Genomic DNA, 4,896 nt, shown 5'->3' with positions numbered 1-4,896 from the left:
ACTCAAGGCTCGACGTAAACCTTCGCGTTCGCGCTGACGGTGCTCGCGCCATTGCTGTTCACCGTGGCTGTCGACCAGCCCCAAGCGGACGCTCCATTCGATGTCGCGGCCATGCCACCAACCGTTGAGCGTTGGCAGGTCATGGGTGCTGGTGGTGGCGAGGGCGTTATCCGGCCAATCAAGAATCGGTTTGAAGTGTGTCCCGTGCTCCTGCTCGAACAGCAGTACGCGCATTCCCAGGATCGAGCGGGCGATGAGTTTGTTGCGCAGGCCATCGGGTACGGTGCCGAGGTCTTCGCCAAGCACGATCGCCTGATGTCGATGGGATTCCAGCGTCACCAGACGCAGCAGGTCGTCTACGGGGTAATACAGATACGCGCCGTCCCTCGGCGGCGCGCCGAGGGGGATCACCCACAGCCGCTGCAAACCCATGACATGGTCGATGCGCAGACCGCCGGTATGGGCAAAATTGGCCCGCAGCATTTCAATGAACGCGCGAAACCCATTACGTATCAACCCTTCGGGGGAAAACGCAGAAATCCCCCAGCCTTGACCCGTGCGGTTGAGAATGTCCGGGGGGGCGCCGACGGTGAGGTCCGCCAACAATTCGTCCTGACGACTCCAGGCCTGGCTGCCACCGCCATCCGCACCGACCGCCAGGTCGGCGATCAAACCGATGCCCATGCCACTGCTACGCGCAACGGTTTGTGCACGTTGCAAACTGCGGGCGATCAACCATTGGCAAAAGGCGTAGAAGCCGATGCGATCTGCATTTTTCTCGGCAAATACCGTCAGTTCGACACTGCGCGGGTCGCGCCAGTGCTCAGGCCATTGGCGCCAGTCGAGGCTTTCGCCAAGGGCGGTACAGGCTTCCTGAAGCGCCTCGAAACGGCAGTGGTTTTCCAGGGCCTCGCCACCGTCGTGACGAAAGCTGTTGAAGTCCGCGAGCAAGGGATGATCACCCTGGGAGAATCCTTCATACAGCGCTTGCAACAATTGCTGTTTGGCCTTGGCAGCCGCGGGCCAGTCGATCAGCGGTTGCTCTTCGAGGTGTTTGAACTCGTCGGCCAATTCAGTGGCGTCGATGGCCAGGCGCAGCGCGCGTTCGCCGAGAACTTCCCCGGGTGAGGCGTACAAGCTGTTGAGAAACAGACGGCTGGAAGGCGAGTAAGGGCTGTAGCGTTGTGTGTCGTTGCTGAACATCGCGTGCAACGGGCTGATCGCCAATGCATCGGCGCCGCGCTCACCGGCAACGCGGGCGAGGTTTTCCAGTGCCTGCAGGTCGCCGAAGCCGCCATCGCCGGGGCGTCGTAGTGAATACAATTGCACACTCAGGCCCCAGGCCCGGGGTATCGGGTTGTCAACGGCAGCGGCCACGCTATGGCACTGCAAGGGGGCGACGGCAAGTGTGAAGCGTTGGCCGGCGATGCGAACGTCCTGATAGCCGATCGGGATCAGCCCCGGAAGAACCGCTTCCTCATCGAGTTTCAGGTGGAGGATCGCGCCGTCTTCCAAGTGAATCTCGCAGGGCGTTTCAGGGGCAAAATGATGCCCGAGGTCGAGCCCGGTGCCGACATCGACCGTCATCAATGGCGGCAAGCGCTTTTTTTGCTGGTTCTGTTGCAGTTCCTGCAGGCTGGCGTCGATTTCCTGAGCGCTGCCAGCCGGGTGGCCGAGCCCGGTGAGGATCGCACGCAGTGCCGCCGGAGCGACTTTTTGGGGGCGGCCATTGGCGTCGATCCAGTCGACTGCCAGGCCGGCTCGGCTGGCGAGGATTTCCAGTTGCGCATCGCTCATGGACGCTCTCCAGTGGTGGGTAGCAAAGGTGCCGCTGCCGTCAGACTGACCAGCGCGCAGTAGGGGGCGAGGGTGCCTTGTTGCAGGGCTTCGAAGGACCGCTGCGGGTATTCGAACAGCAACCGGGAATGGGCTTGTGATGAATGGGACACGGGCTCCGCCGTGAGGTTCAGGTCGATGCACAGCAGGCTGCCATCGCCCATATGCCAGCGCGCACTTATCGCCCCCGTTGCCAGAACCGTGGCGCCCAGTGCGTGAGCACCGGGCAGGCGCGGGATGATTTCCCGATGACGGATCAGCAGCAACTGTCGATACAGCGTCAGGGTTGCTTGCTGTGTCAGCGGTTCAGATGAGGTCAGTGTCGGACGCGAAGCCGTGAACGTGTGCAACGCATTCGGGTCGGGAATCTGCTCGCGGGTGTGCGGATCGGCAAATGCGCTGAACGCTGCGAACTCATTGCGTCGACCTTCTCGCACCTGCCTGGCCAAGACTCCATGGTGGCTGGTGAAAAACAGGAACGGCTCGCCAGCGGCGTATTCATCGCCCATGAACAGCAACGGGATCATCGGTGATAACAACAGAAGGACCGTCGCCGCATGCAACGCCTGAGGTGCAGTCAACTGGTGGAGACGCTCGCCAAAGGCACGGTTGCCGATCTGGTCATGGTTTTGCAGAAACAGCACGAAGGCGCTGGGCGGCAAATGTCCGCTGGGTTCGCCGCGGGCATGGCCGTGGCGATTGGTATGGCCCTGATAGGCGAAGCCCTGGCTCAGGCAGCGCGCCAGTTTTTCGGTGGGTCGCTCGGCAAAGTCTGCGTAATAAGCCTCGGTTTCTCCGGTCAGCAGTACGTGCAGCGCGTTGTGCCCATCGTCGTTCCACTGCGCGTCGAACCCCTGCTCCAGCAGGCTGGCCTGGTTGTGCTCGTTTTCCAGGGTGAGCCAGACATGACGGGGTGGGTCGATGTGCTCGCGCACGGTTGCCGCCAGTTCCTGAAGGAAATCCGGATCTTCGATGGCGTGTACCGCATCCAGACGCAAACCGTCGAAACGGTACTCAAGAAGCCACATCAGCGCGTTGTCGATAAAGAAGTCGCGCACCTCGCGACGGCGGAAATCGATGGCCGCACCCCAAGGCGTGTGCAGGTCTTCGCGGAAAAAGCCCTTGGCATAGTGATGCAGGTAATTGCCGTCAGGGCCGAAATGGTTGTAAACCACGTCGATGATCACCGCCAGACCCAGACCGTGGGCGCTATCGATCAGGTGCTTGAGCGCATCAGGTGTGCCGTATGACGACTGGGGCGCGTAGGGCAGCACGCCGTCGTAGCCCCAGTTACGCTCGCCGGGAAACTGCGCCAGGGGCATCAGTTCGATCGCGGTAACGCCCAATTCGGCCAGTCGTGGCAGGTGCTTTTCGACTTCGGCAAAACCACCCAACACACCCACATGCAGTTCGTAGATCACCGCTTCATGCCAGGGGCGGCCTTGCCACAAGAGGTGCTGCCAACGGTAAGCGTGCGGGTCAACCACCACACTGGGTGATGCAAGACCGCCGGCTTGCGCTCGGGACGCGGGGTCCGGCACGTCGAGTTCGCCATCGATGTTGTAGCGATAGCGAGTGCCGGCCGGGCAACGGGTCTCGATCACGAACCAGCCGTCCGCCTGAGGCACCATCGGCAGTGATTGCCCGTCTTCCAGCTCGACGCTCACATAAAACGAATCTGGCGCCCACAGGGCGAAACGGGTGTGTTCGGCATCCAGCATGACGGCGCCGTGGGGCCAGGTTTCCGGAGTCCGTAACGGCATTCAAGAATCCCTCTCACTGCTTGACCGAATGACCCAACGCCTTGGCGACCAGTTGTTCATAGAGTTCAGCGTAGGGTTCGACCGCTTTGCACCAATTGAACGGTGCGGCCATGGCCCGGCAGCGCATGGCGTTCAACAGGGGCGGGTGAGCGAACACCTTGAACGCCCGGCGCAAGGCGCCCTCGTAGCTGGCAACCGTCGACTCATCGAAGAGAAAACCGGTGACGCCATTGTCGATGGTGTCGGCCAGCCCGCCGGTGTTGCGTGCGACCGGCAACGAGCCGAAACGCTGCGCATACATCTGGCTCAAGCCGCACGGCTCATAGCGTGAAGGCATCAACAGGAAATCACTGCCGGCGAACATCCGTCGCGCATCGGTTTCGTTAAAGCCGATACGCACTCCGATTTGCCCTGGAAAGCGCAGGGCGAGGGCGCGCATGGCTTGTTCTTCTTCCGGCTCGCCACGGCCGATGATTGCGATTTGCCCACCCGAAGAGACGATGAACTCGGACACGGCTTCAGTCAGGTCCAGGCCTTTCTGGTAGACCAGTCGCGAAACCACGGCGAACAGCGGACCCTTGGAGTCCTTCAGGCCGAACAGTTTGCGCACGTGGGTGGCATTCACCGCTTTGCCGTCCCAGTCGCCGATGCTGAACGGGCAAAACAGGTGGGGATCGGTCGCCGCGTCCCAGCTTTCGTCGATGCCATTCGGGATGCCGCTGAGCAGGCCTTGCTGGGTCTTGCTGGCGAGGAAGCCGTCGAGACCGCAGCCGAAGGCCGGGGTGGTGATTTCCTGGGCGTAGGTCGCGCTGACGGTGGTGATATGGCTCGAATAGGCCATGCCCGCCTTGAGAAACGACAGCTTGCCGTAGAACTCCATGCCTTCCTGTTGCAGGGCATGTTCGGGAATACCCAGTTCAGGGCAAGAAGCGAGGCTGACCACGCCTTGGTAAGCCAGGTTATGAATGGTGAACAGGGTCGGCGTGCGCTGACCACGCCAGTGCATATAGGCTGGGGCCAGGCCGGCGGGCCAGTCGTGAGCATGCACCAGATCCGGGCGCCAGTGGATGTGTGCCAGGTTGGCGGCGAGGTCGGCGGCAGCCAGGCCCAGACGGGCAAAACGGATGTGGTTGTCCGGCCAGTCGCGGCCATTGTTGGCGCCGTAGGGCGAGCCCTCGCGTTCGTACAGTTCAGGGCAGATCAGGACGTAGATGACCAGCCCGTCGGGCATGTCCATGCGGCCGATCTTGCACGGTGGCAAGGCGGCGTGTCCGCCCAGTTCGCCGATGATATGGAT

3 protein-coding genes are annotated in these 4,896 nt (G+C 61.9%); all 3 read right to left on the bottom strand.

Annotation, left to right across the window (positions count from 1 at the left end):
• The coding region (gene malQ / locus AC1DH9_RS22360) for a 4-alpha-glucanotransferase (RefSeq protein ID WP_477808800.1) at positions 1–1,797 on the bottom strand (1,797 nt) is incomplete at its 3' end.
• Positions 1,794–3,599: a malto-oligosyltrehalose trehalohydrolase gene (treZ, locus tag AC1DH9_RS22355; RefSeq protein ID WP_427537458.1), complete on the bottom strand. Its 1,806-nt coding sequence runs from the start codon at positions 3,597–3,599 to the stop codon at positions 1,794–1,796. The genes malQ and treZ, both read right to left, overlap by 4 nt.
• A gap of 13 nt (positions 3,600–3,612) precedes the next feature.
• Positions 3,613–4,896 (bottom strand): glycogen synthase GlgA (glgA, locus tag AC1DH9_RS22350; protein ID WP_477808799.1); only part of this gene is annotated, 1,284 nt, incomplete at its 5' end.

This window comes from Pseudomonas sp. 05T35, from assembly GCF_056396605.1.
The sequence above is the reverse complement of the archived record's forward strand: the minus strand, read 5'-3'. Positions and strand labels throughout refer to the sequence as shown.